Here is a 14,603-nt window from a genome sequence, read left to right on the forward strand (position 1 = left end):
TCAGTTCTATTAGAAGCCAACATTGATCCCCAGGGTGTAGATGGAGTTGACGGGATAGGCATTCAGCTCAATACCCGAACCGAGCGGTCCACCGGGTAACTCAGGCGAGAAGCCGGAGTACTTCTGCAGCGTAAGCGGATTCTGAGCCGAGGCGTACACCCGCAGTCGATTGGCCCGGATGGTTGATGCTACTCCCTCGGGCAGCGTATAGCCCAGCGTTACGTTGTTGATACGGAAGAAGTCGCCGGACTCAATGTAGTACGTTGACGAAATGGGTACTTCGTTGCTGGCCCGTGGTTCGGTATTAGACGGATTGGTAGGCGTCCAGCGGTCGGCCCGCGAAGCTTCGATGTTCTCGTTACCAAAGCGCTGCGCCTTCTTGCCGTTATAGATCTTGTTGCCGAAGTTGGCGTAGAAGTCAGCCGAGAGGTCCCAGCTACGGTAGTTGATGCTGGTGTTGATACCAAAGTACAGGCGGGGCTGGTAGGAACCTACGTACACCCGGTCGTTCTGGTCAATGCGGCCGTCGTTGTTTACATCTCTATAACGAAAATCACCCGGCTTGGTATTGGCGATGACAGCGGTAGTGCGGTCGATCTCTTCCTGCGACTGGAATATACCGTCGGTCTGCCACACCCAGAAACTACCAATGGGTTGTCCTACTTCGGTCTGGGTGGTAAACTGGCCGTTGCCGATTCCTCCCCCGATAATGGGCAAACCCCCGCTTACGTTTTCGATGCGGTTGCGGTTGGCCGTGAGGTTAAATCCGAAGTTATAGCTCAGGTCGTTATCAGTTGTATTGCGCCAGTTCAGAGCGAATTCCCAGCCCGTATTACGTACGTCGGCGGCATTGGTCAGGTAGCTGTCCGAGCCGAAAATGGCATCCAGAGGCCGGAAGATAAGAGCACCGGTAGTCAGCTTGTTGTAGTAGTCTATTTCACCCGTCAGGCGGTTGTTGAACATGCCAAACTCCACACCGAAGTCAGTACCCTGGGTGATCTCCCAGCGCAGGTTCAGGTCCTTGATGTCGCGCAGGGTATTACCCAGTGAGAGGCTCTGGTCGGGGCCCAGCGGGTAGTCCAGCCCGGGCGTAATCGTATATTGGAAAGCACCGGCCGGTATGGCGTCATTACCGGTCTTACCCCAGCTGGCACGCAGCTTCAATACATTGAACAGGGATTGATTCTTGAAAAACTCCTCCTCACTGATCACCCAGCCCAGACCCAGCGATGGGAATATGCCCCAGCGATTAGCCATCGGAAACTTGCTGGAACCATCGTAGCGAACGGTGGCTGTAAGCAGATAGCGGTCATCGTAGTTGTAGTTGAGGCGGCTCAGGTACGAGAGGCGGGTTTCGCGTCCCATGGTACTGAAGTTGGTAGCCGATGAGGCATCCCCTGTATTCAGTGTCCAGTAGTTGCTGGCGGCCGGCACTCCCTGGCGGGTACCCCCTATCCCTTCGTTAGTAAACTGCTCCGTAGTATATCCCACCAGGAACTTTACATTATGCTTGTCCGCATAGCTGTTCTCATAGGTAGCCGTATTGGTCCACACCCAGCGTGTAAAGTTGTTGCGGTTCAGTGCCAGCGAGCTGATGGGGTTACGCTGGTTGGATGATACTTCGTAGACGGGATTGTAAACAGTACCTCTGTTCTGCCCGGTCTCGATACCAAAGTTGGAGTAGAGCGACAGGTGGTTAAAGAGATTAAGATTTCCGTAGAATCCCCCCTGGAACCGCATACCCCTCACGTTGTCGTTGGTGTAGTCCAGCTGCGCTACCGGATTGGCTACGTTGTTGCGGGTAGAGTAACCGTAAGCACCATTCACATCACGTACCGACACCAGCGGCGACTGACGATACGCATTGGTAAAGGCCGAAGCCGGGCGATTGTCTTTGTCTTCACTCGCCAGACTCAGGTTATGCCCCAGCTTGAAATCCTTGAAGATCGTGTACTCGTTGTTGAGGCGAAGCGAGATACGGTCGTAGCGGCTGCCTTTCAGGACACCTTCTTCCTCCATGTAGCCGGCGCTGAAGAGGTAGGTGGTCTTTTCGGTACCCCCGGTGATCGATACGTTATGATTTTGCTGAAAGCCCGTGCGGGTAATAGCCGATAGCCAGTCCGTACTGCTGGTGGGTATGGTGTTGAGGTCGTAGGGGAGTGGCTGGTTATCGTACTGAGCCGCCTCGTTGGAGTACTGCGCAAACAGACGCGCATCGGCCATCCGTACCCGGTTGGTGAGGGTACGTATCCCTACGTAGCCATCATAATTGACACTCATCTGGCCGGTGCGGCCCTTCTTGGTGGTGATCAGTACTACCCCGTTGGCAGCCCGTACCCCGTAAATAGCCGTAGAAGAAGGGTCTTTCAGTACGTCAATAGAAGCAATATCGTTGGTATTGATGTTGCGGATATCTTCGGTAATGATACCGTCTACAACGTACAGTGGGTTTTCGCCCCCCAGCAGGGTACCCGTACCACGTATCCGCACCGAAGGGGTCTGGCCGGGTTCACCGGAGTTGATAACCTGTACCCCCGCCAGCTTGCTCTGGATGGCCTGCGTGGCGGTCAGGACCGGCTGGCGAACCAGATCTTCGCCTTTTACCTGCGACACCGCACCCGTTACGTCCAGTTTGCGCTGGGTACCGTATCCCACTACCACTACTTCGTTGAGTGAGCGGGTATCTTCTGCCAGGGCTACGTTAACGGAGGTCTGATTTCCGACCGGCACCTCCTGCGATCCCATGCCCAGCATCTGGAATACAAGTACTGAATTGGCATTGGGTACCTGTATCGTGTAGTTACCATCGGCATCAGTGGCGGTTCCGATGGTTGTACCTTTTACGAGCACATTCGCTCCCGGTAACGGACTGCCATCTTCCTGTGTGGTTACTCTTCCTGACACAGTTATCTGCTGCGCATTAGCGCCGGCTATGGATAGGATCAGAAAAAGCAGGTGAAACAATAGAATTTTTCTTTTCATAGTAATACGGAATGGTGAAAAACAGTAGAAGTACTTGATGGTGCCGATTGTCACCAAAAGTATACCAGCCGCAGGGGGCGGAGGCCGACAGAAAAAGGCAGGACTGGAGAAAGTGCAACGAAAAGAGAAAACGTACTCAGGCTGCTATTGCTTTTGTACAAGTACAGGTCAGGTGTATACAGGAAATAGACAGGCCGGTAAGAATATTATAGTAGTTTTGTACTATTGCCATAATTCCACAATGAAGGCGTCTCTACTTTTACTAAAAATTATACCTCGCACTTTATGATCGGCCAGCGAGGCTATGAGCAGGGAGAAGTAGGGGATGGGGTGAATGTAAAAAGTCAGACCAATATTGTCAGTAGAAATGCCCGGTGGCCAGGCTCTGTTTAGTAACCTTTAATCTTTTTTTTAATTTTTGATTAGGGATATGATGCGCTTCGTGTGGCCCGTCAGCCCAAAACTTCATCTTATGAAAAAAATAGTTTTTTTAGTACTTGCCCTATCATCAACTGCCTTTGCTCAAAACTCACCCACTGAACCGGCGGCCGCGGCCCCATCCAACACTGATACCCGCAATGACATCCGGTACAACCTCAATCCGTCGGGTACTCACTACGTCAAAGCTACCTTTCTGAACCAGACCTGGCTGCGGCTTAATAACAGTAACCCAGGTACTACCGTCCTGGGCGACCCGCGCGACGAGACGTTTGATATTGGCCTGCGCCGTACCCGTATGCAGTTGTTCGGTCAGCTGACGGATCGGGTGTTTTTCTATACCCAGTTCGGGATGAACAACTTTAACCGGCTCAATGCTTTCCCCGGTTATAACAACAACGGTACGCCCAGCAACCGTAAGGTAGCGGCCTTTTTTCATGATGCTCTGGGCGAGTACGAGGTCCACCGCAAGGGTACCAGCTTTGTGCGTTTTGGAGGAGGATTAACCATCATGAATGGCTTATCACGCTTTTCTCAGCCTGGTATCGGCTCTATTCTGACGATGGATGTACCTGTATTCGCTCAGGTCACGGTAGACCAGACCGATCAGTTTGCCCGGAAGCTCAGCGTGTACTCGCGGGGTCAGGTAGGCAAGCTCAACTACCGCATCATCGTAGCGGACCCGTTTCCTATCGAAACCAACGGAGCGGTACCACCGGCCCTGGGTGCCAACTCTACTTTTGCCCAGCGCAATCACCGCAAGCAGTTCAGCGGACTCTTTATTTATAACTTTTTCGATACCGAAGACAACACGACCCCCGGCTACATGACCGGTACCTACCTGGGCCGCCGCAAGGTACTAAACCTGGAAGCTGGGTTCATCAATCAGAAAAATGCGACCTGGCGCAGAGAAGGTGCCGATACTACCTACAGTGCGCTGAATCTGTGGTCAGTGGCCGCATACCTGGATATGCCCATTAACCGGGTGAAGGGAACGGCCGTGTCGTCGTACCTAGGGTATTTCCATACCGACTACGGCCGGGGATACCTGCGCTACAACGGCCTGATGAATCCGGCCAGTGGTACTACCCAGCCGCTGCCGGGCGTAGGGGGTACGCAGGGCAATGCCTTCCCGATGTTCGGTACGGGTAATGTAGTGTATGCTCAGGCTGGGTACAAGTTCCGTGACGGTCTGCTGGGTGAGCAGGGTACTCTGTTGCCGTACGCCTCGCTGCAGCACGCTACCTATGACCGCCTGCAGGGAGGCATGAACGTATGGAACCTGGGTGTGAACTGGCTGATGAAAGGACATACCGGCAAGCTGAGCCTCAACTACGAGAACCGCCCCATCTACCAGGCCAGTACTACGGCTAACCTGCTGGCGCCTTCGGGACGGCGGGGCAATTGGGTACTGCAGTACCAGGTATCCATTTAACCAGACAAGTACTTACCGGGTATTAGTAAAAGAGGCTGCCTTTCAGGGGCAGCCTCTTCTGTTAGTAGGTGTATAGTATATAGCCTTAAAACTCTATCTGTCCCCTGATCTCACCTCCCGGGTAGGTGGGGGTATGGATGTTGAAGTAGTACAGTCCGTTGAGCAGTTCCATTTCCTTGATCTTTACCTCATCGACTAGTACTGAATTAGAAACAGCCCCGGAGGTAGCAGCAGGTAGCAGAGCGGTAAAGTCATGCTGAACCCCTGCATTAACGCCTCGTGGGGCCGTACCATGGATGTGAGAGCCAACGGGATTTCCGGTCAGGTCCTTCCACGTAATGAAGTAGCTCAGCCGCTTCGTATTCTTGTTGTAGATGACATCCACACTGCCGGTTGCCGGAGTAGTACGTGGCGGCACCTCCTGTGATCCTTCCACCGGGAGCCCCTTCTTTACCACCATGAAAGGCTGATCATAAAACTCTATCTGTCCCCTGATCTCACCGCCCGGATTGGCGGGCGTATGGATATTGAAGTAGTACAGCCCGTTGAGCAGATCTTCTTCCTTAAGATTGACCCCATCTACCCGTACGGAGTTGGTAAAGGTACCTGACGTAGTCTTGGGAAGCGGAGCCGTGAAATCATGGAGAATACCTGCATTCGTGCCTCGCGGGGCCGGCCCGTGAATGTGCGACCCGACCGGGTTGCCTGTCAGGTCCTTCCAGGTGAGCGTGTAGGTAAGCATTCGGGTAGTCTTGTCATACGATACAGTAGCCGTTCCCGTTGCCGGACTATTCTTCTGAGGTACTTCCTGCAGGGGACTAAGGGCTAGTCCGCTCTGAGAAACAACATTGTTGGTCAACTCGTGATCTGTACATCCTGATAACCCGCCGATCAGCAGGATTACCGCCAAAGACTTCCATTGATTTCTCATCGTGTGGATTGGTTTATTGTGGAAAAAGTGGTGAATGGGCAAAGGAAGAAAAGCTACTAATCTGACGTATAAATATATTAAATAAATGGTTGATTGTTAGAGTACTAGAGAGTTTTGAGTAAAATGTAATCAGCGGATACAGCTAGATCTGTCGAGTGGTTGAATAGTGGTAAATAAGAAATCCCCCGCCGGAACACCGGCGGGGGATTTTACAGTATTACTTAATAGTATATGCTAGTACAGGAGTATCTAGCTAACTATTGGTCCAAAAGGTCATCAATTAATACGTACGACTCTTTTTCAGAAGGGCGTGGTGCCCGGTTGACCTTAATTTTACCGGCTTTATCAACTAGTATGTAGTGAGGAATCCCACGCATGCGATATAGCTCATGAAGAGACGGTTTCTGTTTCTCGGGGTTATAGTTTACATGCATGCCCTTGGGTACCTTATTACTATTCACAAATGATTTCCACTTTTGGGTATCTGTATCGGTAGAAACGAACAGGAATACTACCTTATCATTCCCGCGGTAATGCTCCACCATTTTCTTCGAGTGCGGAAACTCTGCCAGACAGGGAGCGCACCAGGTAGCCCAGGTGTCTACATATACTACTTTTCCTTTCAGGTCTGACAGACGTATCTCCTTTCCGTTAGGATCTATAGCTGTGAAGTCTTTGGCTTCTTTTCCTTCTCCTACTTCATAGTACTTATCAAATATCGCTTCAAGGGTGGGAGTGTAGGGAGAGTTGGGATATTCCTCCGTGAATTGGGTAAACTGCTGAATTACTGAAGGTCTTAGCCCATAGTCTGTGAGAGACAAGTGGGTATTCTTTGCCAGTAGGAACTCCCTGATCGGAGCCAGACGGGCATTGCTACGTATAGCTTTATCGATAAGTACAAGTAGCGTATCCTTATTTGTAGTTTTTCCGTCCTTCTCCAAAGTATAGTAGATCAACCCAGTCAGATTGTTACTAATTTCAAAGTCTATGACTCTTCTGTATGCATCCAGGTTTGCCTTTACGTAAGAAGCGTTAATCGGCAGTTCTTTTAGAAAGGAGGTGGCTTCATAGCTGCTTTCTTCCTTCAATTTCTTTATGTCGGGGCCTGCTAATGCCAACATTCTCCACTGAACCAGCAGCTGATTATTGGCTATCAGTAAATCTTTTTGTTAGGGAGAAAGGCGGCTGTCATTTATAATAGTCTGGTGGAGTGGGACTAACTGCTTGTTAAACGACTCCAGTACCTTGTCCTGTTCCTCTTTGGTAAATTTACTGAATTGGCCCACTAACGCATTGGCCGTATCCCACACTTTATTAGTAATATTTCCGGATGCTACCAGGTACTCATTAACTACACTCAGCTGACCGGTGTAATGTACTTTATCATTCTTGATGGATAGTGTCAGCACCTGATCAGGCTCCAGGTAGAGATTATAGACTGAATCCTGCCCCAGAACGCCCGGTCCTATCGTAATGTAAGCGAATAAGGGATCGCTGACGGGAATAGTCAGCGAGGCTTGTCCGGCAGAGTCTGCCTGTGTTTTTTCAAGTAGAGTAAAACCGTTAGAGAACGGGTCTGCTACGTTGGCTGCGACTTGCTGTCCAGCGCAATAGTTACAGTCAATGAGTACTTTGGCTGTGGGTTTCTGCTGGGCAACTACAATGGTGAACTGACATGAGAAGAGAACGAAGAGAAACAGGGCCAGGCGGGTGTGAAGCTTTCTCATAAGGAAGTGTATGAGTGATGGATAAAGAAGTGCTCATAAGGTAAGCGGAAGTTGGAAGAAGTACTTTCTCTTTAACTTATTTTAACACGTTATCCTAAGAATTAGACTTAGGGACTATTTTAGCAACACATTGATATTGACCACTTGAAATGAGATTTCTATATAGATATTACTACACCTTCTTTTCGCTGCACCTGAAGGATAATCAGGCTAGTACTAATAAGAGTTCAGCTTGGATAGCTGCTCTGTTTCAGGTAGGATTAGGTACCGGAGGCTTGTTGTTGAATATCTTCATGATAGCCGATCTTATAATCAATGGAGGTGATATTTTCGGGTCCCATCCCAATAAATTTATTGTTGGATTGATTGCAACTGCAATCCCAACCGCAATTATTTACTATCTGTTATTCAGCTATTATGGCGTTTCAAAGGATGACGGTCTTACAGAGAAGGACTCTTTTGTTGTGACGGCAGGATTCAAATATTTTTTCTGGACTTTTTGGATCCTATCGACCCTTGGACTGGTACTGTTGGGGCGACTACTTAAAGTCAGTATGGTATAACCTATTCCGGTATTGCGAAATGAGAACACTTTAAGTTTCGGAGGTTATCCAGTGGCAACGAGAACATTAGATAGAAACGAATGTATTTTCTACACCTTGGGCTGTGTCCCCACAGCCTATAAATAGTATCGCATCATTTCCAAAAACAAGCCCCCGCCGGAACACCGGCGGGGGCTTGTTATATCAATAAGTTAGTTGATCAAGGTAATCTACACGCTCAGGTTCAGGGCGGCGTTCATGTTACGAACGGCATCGGCCGACTTTTCGAAGGCGGCTTTCTCGGCATCGCTCAGGCGCAGGTTGATGATCTTCTCCCAGCCGTTGCGGCCTATCACCACGGGTACACCCATACAGATGTCCTTCTGGCCGTACTCGCCGTTGAGGTACACGCTGCAGGGCACAATCCGGCGCTGGTTGCGAACGATGCTCTCCACGATCATGGCCGAGGCCGCACCGGGAGCGTACCAGGCCGAGGTACCGATGAGCTTGGTCAGGGTAGCACCCCCCACCATGGTATCAGCGGCTATTTTTTCAAGTTTTTCGGCCGGCAGGAAACGGCTGACGGGAATACCGTTGTAGGTAGCCAGGCGGGTCAGCGGAATCATGGTCGTATCACCGTGGCCACCGATTACCATGCCGTGGATGTCATTGGGCGAAACGTCCATCTCCAGGGCAAGGTAGGTCTTGAAGCGGGCGCTGTCCAGCGCACCTCCCATACCGATGAGGCGCTTCTTGGGGATACCTGATTCTTTGAGGGCCAGGTAGGTCATGGTATCCATCGGATTGGATACTACCAGAATGATAGCCTTGGGCGAATATTTCAGGATATTCTCCGTAACCGATTTGACGATGCCCGCGTTGATCCCGATCAGCTCCTCGCGGGTCATACCGGGCTTGCGGGGCAGCCCCGAAGTAATCACCACTACATCCGAACCTTTGGTTTTTTCGTAATCATTAGTAGAACCAATGGGTTTGGTGTTGAAGCCCAGGAGGGCGGCCGTCTGGTACATGTCCAGTGATTTACCCTCACTGACCCCTTCTTTAATATCTAATAGTACTACTTCCTCAGCCAATTCACGACGAATGATGTTATCGGCAGTGGTAGCCCCAACGGCACCAGCCCCTACTACAGTTATTTTCATGTTAAGTGATTTGTAAGAAGTTAAAAAAGTTCTATTCCGTCCAAAAATAGGACACATTATTTGTTTTATCCATAGATAGGGATTTTTTTTGAAAGTAAATTGTTTGGATAAGTAGCGGACGCAATTTTTATTTGAAAATCATAGTTATATACCTAAACCTAATTACTTTTCACAATACACACCATGGCAAACAGCTCACTGATTACCCGCGTATTACGTTCAATTTTTTTTAGTAAAGCCCTAGGCAAAGCTGGTCGTTTGAGTAAAAATAAGGCTGCAATGCTGCTGTTAGTACAGCAGGTTTTACAGAAGTCAAATCAAAAAGGTATGCGTAACAGCCTCACGGATGCAATTGATCAGCTCCAGTTACTGGTACGAATGGTACGTTCTTACGCCAATGGTGAATACCGGGGTATAGCATCCAGCAGCTTTGTAAAGATAGTGGCCTGTTTGATTTATTTCGTGTCGCCCATTGACCTGATCCCCGACTTCCTGCCAATCATTGGTATTGCTGATGACCTGGCGCTGATGGGCTGGCTTTTCAAGACACTCGGCGGCGAGATCGACAAGTTCAGCCTGTGGGAGAGGCAGAAGCAGGTTATTAATATTGGATAAATGTTTAAAAATTCTTTCATCCTAAGAAAGAATCCCTAAATTTGTAATCATAATAAAACAACAATAAGCATGGAATTCGTATCGATTTTGGCATTTATGGGATTGGGAGGACAGGAGATATTCCTGGTAGCCTTGTTCATTCTTTTGTTCTTCGGCGCCAAGAAGATTCCTGAACTGATGCGTGGTCTGGGCCAAGGCATTAAGGAGTTCAAGTCTGCTACCAAAGATGTGAAAGAGAATATCGAGAAGAGCATCGAAGACTCACCTGCTAACTAATACCCTCGCGGGTATCTATAGCCTCTTACCTTAAGGTATTAAGATCTTATTTTTAAGGAGCCGTTTTTCGTAGACCAACTAAGAACGGCTCTTAGTTTTTTGTGTAACCTTTCAACCTATCTGACTTTGAAAGAGTACCTGACGCTGGCTGATATACAGTACGATCTGCGTGCAGGAATAACTACCTGTGAGGAATTAGTAGGGCAGTACCTGGCCCGAATCGAGGCGAACCGTCATCTCAATGCATTTGTAGAAGTATATTCCGACGAGGCTCTGTCAAGAGCCCGTGAAGTAGATGCGCGTATCCGCGAAGGCCAGGCTGGCAAACTGGCCGGGATGGTGCTGGGCGTGAAGGATGTACTTTGCCATACGGGTCATGGAGTGCAGGCGGGAAGCCGCATACTGGACGGCTATCGCTCCCCCTTTACGGCTACAGCCGTACAGCGTGTACTGGATGAAGATGCTATTATTATCGGCCGCCAGAACTGCGATGAGTTTGCGATGGGTTCCTCCAACGAAAGTTCCTATTTTGGTCCCGTCCGTAATGCTGCTGACCCTGACCGGGTACCTGGCGGGTCGTCGGGAGGCTCCGCCGCTGCTGTTCAGGCCGACCTGTGTCACGCTTCGCTCGGAAGCGACACTGGAGGTTCCGTTCGTCAACCTGCGGCATTCTGCAATGTCGTGGGACTTAAGCCTTCCTATGGGCGCATATCGCGCTGGGGACTCCTTGCTTATGCTTCTTCCTTTGATTGTGTCGGCCCTATCACCAAAAGTGTAGAGGATGCTGCCTTACTGCTGGAAGTAATGGCCGGAGCCGACGAATACGATAGTACCGTTTCTACCCGTGAAGTACCTGCCTACAGCCAGCAACTCCAGTGGAATACTACCGCCCGGATCGGCTACCTGCGTGAAGCGATCGAAAGTGAGGCCGTAGAGCCTGCCATTCGGGAGCGTACCCAGGCTGTACTCGATCAGCTTCGGGAACAGGGCCACGTAGTAGAGCCCATCGACATGCCCCTGCTTCGCTACTACCTACCCACTTACTACATACTTACCACTGCGGAGGCTAGCTCTAACCTGTCGCGCTTTGATGGCGTACGGTACGGTTACCGCAGCCCCGAAGCGCAGGACCTTGAGAGCCTGTACAAGAAGTCCCGTACCGAAGGGTTTGGGGACGAAGTACGCCGTCGTATACTGCTAGGGACATTTGTTTTAAGTGCAAATTACTACGATGCATACTATACGAAGGCGCAACGCGTTAGAGAATTAATAAAGAACGAAACCGAACGGTTACTTACGCAGTACGATTTCCTGGTTTCGCCGGTGACTCCCACCACGGCTTTTCGCCTGGGTGAAAAAATGGATGATCCGTTACAGATGTATCTGGCTGACATTTTCACCGTACAAGCCAACGTCGTAGGAGCCCCTGCCATATCAGTACCTAACGGTACGGATGATGCCGGGCTACCCATTGGAATACAGCTGATGTCCCGTCCGTTCGCGGAGGACCATCTGCTGGCTTTCGCACACCACCTGACCGATTTAATCAATACTGCTGAAAATGCGCAGTAAATTTGATAAATTATAATTTTTTCAATAAACTAGTAACCAAAACTCATCCGTAACCTCTACACTGATGCAAATCTTTAAGCGAGTACTATGGCTTTCTGCCATTACGGTGGGCTTGTGGAATGTACCTACGCAGGCAAGACCCCAACAAGAGTTAGAATTTGAGCCAGATACGATTGGTGTTCTTGATGAAATCAATACCCTGGACGTGGAAGTGATCACTGAAAGACCCGCAATTCCGGGGGATCTCCTGCGAGAACGTTTCGCAAAGCTGCAACGAGAAGTACCGCTTGTTTATCACAAAGCCTCCCATGAGTTTGTAGAGTACTTTATCTACACGAAGCCGCACTTTACGCGGCGCATGATGGAGCACTCCCCCCTGTACCTGCCTCTTTTTGAGCAATACCTTAAGAAATACAACCTGCCGACCGAGCTCAAGTACCTGTCTATGATTGAGTCCGGCCTGAACCCCCGGATTATCTCGTACGCCAGTGCCGGAGGACTTTGGCAGTTTATGCCGGCTACGGGTCGTGAGTTTGGCCTGTACCAGGACAACTATATCGACGAACGATTCGACCCTGTAAAGTCAACCGAGGCGGCCTGTAAGTACCTGCGCCAGCTGTACCGGATCTTTGGGGACTGGGAAATGGCACTAGCTTCGTATAATACCGGGCCCGGTAACGTTAGGCGCGCAATGCGCCGCTCGGGTGGTGACTCCTTCTGGACCATCTACAACGCGCTGCCGCAGCAAACCCGCTCTTATGTACCTCAGTACGTAGCTATCACGTACATGATGCACTACGGTCACGATCACGGGATCGTACCTGTCAATCCGGAGTTCCCTATGGCATTTGATACGCTGCACATCAACGGGCAGCTGGATCTTACCAGGTTTGCCCATTTCAGCGGAGTAAATATGGAGGAGATCGTGAAGTTGAATCCTCAGATTGTAGGTACCCAGATTCCGGGCCACTTCAGAAACTTTGTCCTCAAGGTACCTGCCGAAAAGTACGCCTACTTTAACTCCCACCGCTCTGCGATTATGGATTCGTGCCGGATGCAGTTACAGCTTCCCGCAGGTGTAATGCTGGCGTCGGCCGAAGTACCCAGCGAACAAACTACGGTAACCTACCAGAAGCGTAAGATGACCCACATTGTGAAGCGGGGTGAAAACCTGAATACCATCGCGAATCGCTATGATGTGGATGTACAGGATATAAAAGGTTGGAATCACCTGCGCAAGAGTACCATTCAGCGCGGACAGAAGCTAATCGTGTACCGTGAAGTAGCTGTGAAGACTCCTGTTAACGCTACGTTGGCGGCAGCCAAAACACCTGCCTCTACCACGACAGTAGCTACAACTCAGGTAAGTACAGAAGCTCTGGCAGCCAACAAAGAGGTCCCGGCAGAAAAAGTGGAAGCAGCCCTGGCTCCCAAAACCACAACTACCATCCAGAAGCGCAAACTGACTCACGTAGTAAAGTCGGGTGATAACCTGATCGCCATTGCCAGGCGGTATAAGGTGGACGTAAGCGAAGTAAAAGACTGGAACCGTTTATCAAGAAATGCCATCCAGCGCGGACAGAAGCTGGTGATCTATAAAGAAGAGGTAGTAAAAACACCTGTTAAGACTACCCTAGTGGCTTCGGCTTCACTCGCTCCGGCCAAGGCCAGCGAAGAGGCTCTGGCTTCTGCTAAGGAAGAGGTAGAGGAAGAAGCAGAAGAGACTGCCGCCGCTCCGACTACTTCGGCCGTAGCTTCCAGACGTAAGCAGACGCACGTGGTAAAAGCCGGAGATAATCTCTTTGCGATTGCCAAGCAGTATAATGTAGAGATGAGCGATCTGAAAGAGTGGAACCACCTGTCGGGCAGCGCCATCCAGCGCGGGCAGAAGCTGGTAGTCTACGGTGAGGGTGCCGAGGTAGCCAGCGTTGCTTCTGCCAGAGAGAAAGAGGCCAGACCAGCTAAAACCCAGAAAGCTCTTAAACTCCGCTACCATACCGTACAGAACGGCGATACCCTGTGGAACCTCTCCCAGCAGTATGGCCTGACCATCGACCAGATCAAAAAAGCCAACAATATCCGAGGTAATTCTCTCAAGCCCGGCCAGAAGCTGATTATCAATACTTAGTTACTATAAGGCCTGAATCATGCATCACCCACACAACCTTTCAGGAAGGTTTTGTGGGTGATTGCTTTAGTAGCTATCTTGCACCGAAAAACCTTCCCATACCATGATTGCCTACGTTGAAGGAAAACTAGCTCATAAGGATCCTGCATACGCCATAATTGATACCAACGGAGTCGGATACGAAGTGAAGATCTCGCTACAGACTTACGGTGCACTGCCCGAGCCTGGCCAGCGATGCAAGCTGTTTACCTATCTGAATATCCGTGAAGATGCACATGTACTGTTTGGCTTTGCCGGGCCTGACGAAAAGCACTTGTTTCTGGACCTGGTAGGTGTATCGGGAGTGGGGCCGTCTACTGCCCTGGTAATGCTCTCTTCACTATCTTCCTCCGAGATACGCCATGCTATTGCGAATGAAGACGTGCGGGTGGTACAGTCGATCAAAGGGATTGGTGCTAAAACCGCCCAACGGGTTATTCTGGAGCTGAAAGACAAAATGAGAAAGGAGTCCCTGACTTCACCGGTACCACTTATGGCTGGTGCCTCAGGTAATCAGGTACGCAATGAAGCTCTGGCTGCTCTGGTGACGCTCGGTATACCTAAGCCTACTGCCGAGAAAAGTATTGATACTATTCTGAAACGAGAAGGAGACGACATCACAGTAGAGCAGTTGATCAAGCTGGCTCTTCGCTAGGCACTTTGCTAAAAAAAAACTTGCCCAGAAGAATATTGGCAAGGTTTTAGACGTTGTGTCTTTGCAAAAGCAAAGGTTAGAAAACCGACCCCCTCAATTA

General features: G+C 50.0%; 11 protein-coding genes. 6 read left to right on the top strand and 5 right to left on the bottom strand.

The features are described from left to right. Positions 1 to 9: 9 nt before the first annotated feature. A complete protein-coding gene (locus JTN23_RS07845; protein WP_247233605.1) occupies positions 10 to 2,982 on the bottom strand; it encodes a SusC/RagA family TonB-linked outer membrane protein in 2,973 nt (990 codons plus the stop codon). A 472-nt stretch (positions 2,983 to 3,454) separates the two neighbouring features. Here JTN23_RS07845 and JTN23_RS07850 point away from each other — a divergent pair, with 472 nt between their 5' ends. Then, positions 3,455 to 4,855 (top strand): OprO/OprP family phosphate-selective porin, encoded by a 1,401-nt coding sequence (locus tag JTN23_RS07850; RefSeq protein WP_247233607.1) that lies wholly within the window; start codon positions 3,455 to 3,457, stop codon positions 4,853 to 4,855. A gap of 85 nt (positions 4,856 to 4,940) precedes the next feature. Here JTN23_RS07850 and JTN23_RS07855 read toward each other — a convergent pair whose 3' ends face one another. The 4 genes from JTN23_RS07855 to mdh form a co-directional block, all read right to left on the bottom strand. Further along, the gene (locus JTN23_RS07855; protein ID WP_247233609.1) at positions 4,941 to 5,786 is read right to left on the bottom strand and encodes a CHRD domain-containing protein; all 846 of its coding nucleotides are present in this window, start codon (positions 5,784 to 5,786) and stop codon (positions 4,941 to 4,943) included. 257 nt (positions 5,787 to 6,043) lie between these two features. Continuing rightward, a complete protein-coding gene (locus JTN23_RS07860; protein ID WP_247233611.1) occupies positions 6,044 to 6,907 on the bottom strand; it encodes a TlpA family protein disulfide reductase in 864 nt (287 codons plus the stop codon). A 48-nt stretch (positions 6,908 to 6,955) separates the two neighbouring features. Next, positions 6,956 to 7,513, bottom strand: a complete 558-nt coding sequence (locus JTN23_RS07865) for a hypothetical protein (protein WP_247233613.1) — start codon at positions 7,511 to 7,513, stop codon at positions 6,956 to 6,958. A gap of 772 nt (positions 7,514 to 8,285) precedes the next feature. After that, positions 8,286 to 9,218: a malate dehydrogenase gene (gene mdh / locus JTN23_RS07870; RefSeq protein ID WP_247233615.1), complete on the bottom strand. Its 933-nt coding sequence runs from the start codon at positions 9,216 to 9,218 to the stop codon at positions 8,286 to 8,288. A gap of 279 nt (positions 9,219 to 9,497) precedes the next feature. Here mdh and JTN23_RS07875 point away from each other — a divergent pair, with 279 nt between their 5' ends. From JTN23_RS07875 to ruvA, 5 genes are all read left to right on the top strand, one after another. After that, positions 9,498 to 9,833: a YkvA family protein gene (locus tag JTN23_RS07875; protein ID WP_247233617.1), complete on the top strand. Its 336-nt coding sequence runs from the start codon at positions 9,498 to 9,500 to the stop codon at positions 9,831 to 9,833. Between the two features lie 69 nt (positions 9,834 to 9,902). Further along, positions 9,903 to 10,109 carry a Sec-independent protein translocase subunit TatA/TatB gene (locus JTN23_RS07880; RefSeq protein ID WP_207509371.1) on the top strand — a complete coding sequence of 69 codons (207 nt, stop codon included), beginning with the start codon at positions 9,903 to 9,905 and terminating at the stop codon, positions 10,107 to 10,109. A gap of 126 nt (positions 10,110 to 10,235) precedes the next feature. After that, complete coding sequence (gene gatA / locus JTN23_RS07885; RefSeq protein WP_247233618.1) at positions 10,236 to 11,681, top strand: Asp-tRNA(Asn)/Glu-tRNA(Gln) amidotransferase subunit GatA; 1,446 nt, start codon at positions 10,236 to 10,238, stop codon at positions 11,679 to 11,681. Positions 11,682 to 11,745: 64 nt separating this feature from the next. After that, positions 11,746 to 13,809: a LysM peptidoglycan-binding domain-containing protein gene (locus JTN23_RS07890; RefSeq protein WP_247233620.1), complete on the top strand. Its 2,064-nt coding sequence runs from the start codon at positions 11,746 to 11,748 to the stop codon at positions 13,807 to 13,809. A 103-nt stretch (positions 13,810 to 13,912) separates the two neighbouring features. After that, a complete protein-coding gene (ruvA, locus tag JTN23_RS07895) occupies positions 13,913 to 14,503 on the top strand; it encodes a Holliday junction branch migration protein RuvA (protein WP_247233622.1) in 591 nt (196 codons plus the stop codon). Positions 14,504 to 14,603 lie beyond the last annotated feature (100 nt).

This window comes from Telluribacter roseus, from assembly GCF_017355915.2.
GTDB lineage: Bacteria > Bacteroidota > Bacteroidia > Cytophagales > Spirosomataceae > Telluribacter.

Bases quoted from the DNA above. Each gene is read 5' to 3' on its own strand.
- JTN23_RS07855 (WP_247233609.1), bottom strand. From the start codon at position 5,786: ATGAGAAATCAATGGAAGTCTTTGGCGGTAATCCTGCTGATCGGCGGG.
- ruvA (WP_247233622.1), top strand. From the start codon at position 13,913: ATGATTGCCTACGTTGAAGGAAAACTAGCTCATAAGGATCCTGCATAC.
- JTN23_RS07850 (WP_247233607.1), top strand. From the start codon at position 3,455: ATGAAAAAAATAGTTTTTTTAGTACTTGCCCTATCATCAACTGCCTTT.
- JTN23_RS07875 (WP_247233617.1), top strand. From the start codon at position 9,498: ATGCTGCTGTTAGTACAGCAGGTTTTACAGAAGTCAAATCAAAAAGGT.
- JTN23_RS07865 (WP_247233613.1), bottom strand. From the start codon at position 7,513: ATGAGAAAGCTTCACACCCGCCTGGCCCTGTTTCTCTTCGTTCTCTTC.
- JTN23_RS07890 (WP_247233620.1), top strand. From the start codon at position 11,746: ATGCAAATCTTTAAGCGAGTACTATGGCTTTCTGCCATTACGGTGGGC.
- JTN23_RS07845 (WP_247233605.1), bottom strand. From the start codon at position 2,982: ATGAAAAGAAAAATTCTATTGTTTCACCTGCTTTTTCTGATCCTATCC.
- JTN23_RS07860 (WP_247233611.1), bottom strand. From the start codon at position 6,907: ATGTTGGCATTAGCAGGCCCCGACATAAAGAAATTGAAGGAAGAAAGC.
- JTN23_RS07880 (WP_207509371.1), top strand. From the start codon at position 9,903: ATGGAATTCGTATCGATTTTGGCATTTATGGGATTGGGAGGACAGGAG.
- mdh (WP_247233615.1), bottom strand. From the start codon at position 9,218: ATGAAAATAACTGTAGTAGGGGCTGGTGCCGTTGGGGCTACCACTGCC.